Genomic DNA, 1,499 nt, shown 5'->3' with positions numbered 1-1,499 from the left:
TCCAGTTCCTCACCCACAGACCAGGTGGTGATGTTGTCACGGTCCGCATCGGTGAGCACATCCAAATCCCCGACACGCGTATCCGGAGCCGTGGCCATGGTGTCCAACACACCAACAAACACCGACAGGAAACGGTTGATCGTGCGGTGATCGAAAAGCTCTGTAGAATACGACACTGTGATGCTTAGCTGATTCGATCGCCCTGCAGCGCCAATCGTGTAAACATCAAGATCATTCTTGACTGAATTTATGCCGACATTAGAATATCTAGAGGCAAGCAATCCGCCCTTTCCTTCGGCGAAGCCCGCGCTTTCTAAGTACTCGGCATTTATTGCGTGGTGGGTGAGCATGACCTGGAACAATGGATTGCGGCCAGCTAGTCGGGGAGAATTAACAGTACGCGCTATCTGATCGAATGGTGCCACCTGGTGAGCGAAACCATCGAGAACCAGGTCCCTGGTGTTGTCTAGAACATCGGTGAGGAGAAATTCTGGGCTGAGTCGGTGACGGAGTGGAAGGGTGTTGACGAAGTAGCCGACGAGGTTTTCCAACCCGTCTTCGGTGCGTCCGCCGACTGGGGACCCGATGACCACATCATCACCGGCTCCCAGGGAACTGACAGTGATGGCCGTGGCTGCTTGAACGGCCATGAACATGGTGATATTCCGGTCATCTAAAACGTTGCGTAGCGTTGCTGTGGTTGATGCAGGCAGTGTTGTGGTCAGATCCTGCCCGGCGTATGTCGGCTGAACCGGTCGAGGACGGTCAGGGGTGATGGTGGACTCGTCCGGCACGGCGGATAACTGGTTTTTCCAGTAGTCCAGATGCTTAGCTAGGAGTGAATCCGGGTCATTCGGATCACCCAGGAACTGATGCTGCCAGGTAGCGTATTCAGCGTACTGAACTGGAAGATTATCCCAATTCGTGGTTTGGCCGTGTAGTCGTGCGGTGTAGGCGGTTGCCAGATCATCGGTCAGTGACGGCATAGACCATTCATCGACAGCGTGGTGATGGATGGCTAGTGCCAGAATCCAGGTATCGTCGCCGGTGTGCAGAAGTTCGCCGCGTATGGGGATGTCCCGGTCTAGAGCAAAACCGGCTTGGATGATCGTGTCGATATGTTCGATGACTTGTTGTTCTGAGCGGCCAGTCAATTCTACGACTGGCAGGGTCAGCATGTCTGGGATCTTGTTGGCGGGGATGATGTCCTGAATTAGGATGTCATCCTGTTCAATTAAACGGGTCCGCAGTGCTTCCTGACGGATAACAACATCACGCAGTGCTTGTTCGAATGTTTGTGGAACCAAGGTGCCGGTGAATTTGAGTATGAGGGGGACCACATACTGGCTTTTTGACTGGTTGGTTTGGTCGATGAGCCAGAGTGCTTGTTGTCCGTAGGATGCGGGGACGGTGTCGGGGCGGGTGATGTCGGCGACACGGGGCAGGGCGGAAGTAGTGTGGTCAGCGTCGGTGTTGCTGTCTGCCAGTGCTGCCAGTTC

Annotated in this window: 1 protein-coding gene; it reads right to left on the bottom strand. The window is 54.6% G+C overall.

Annotated elements, in window-relative coordinates; translation table 11 throughout:
- The coding region (locus E0E18_RS13835) for a condensation domain-containing protein (RefSeq protein WP_237559852.1) at nucleotides 1-1,499 on the bottom strand (1,499 nt) is incomplete at both ends.

It is taken from the genome of Corynebacterium neomassiliense (assembly GCF_900626215.1).
In the GTDB taxonomy this organism is placed as follows: Bacteria; Actinomycetota; Actinomycetes; order Mycobacteriales; family Mycobacteriaceae; genus Corynebacterium; species Corynebacterium neomassiliense.
This window is presented reverse-complemented; position numbering and strand designations above follow the sequence as displayed.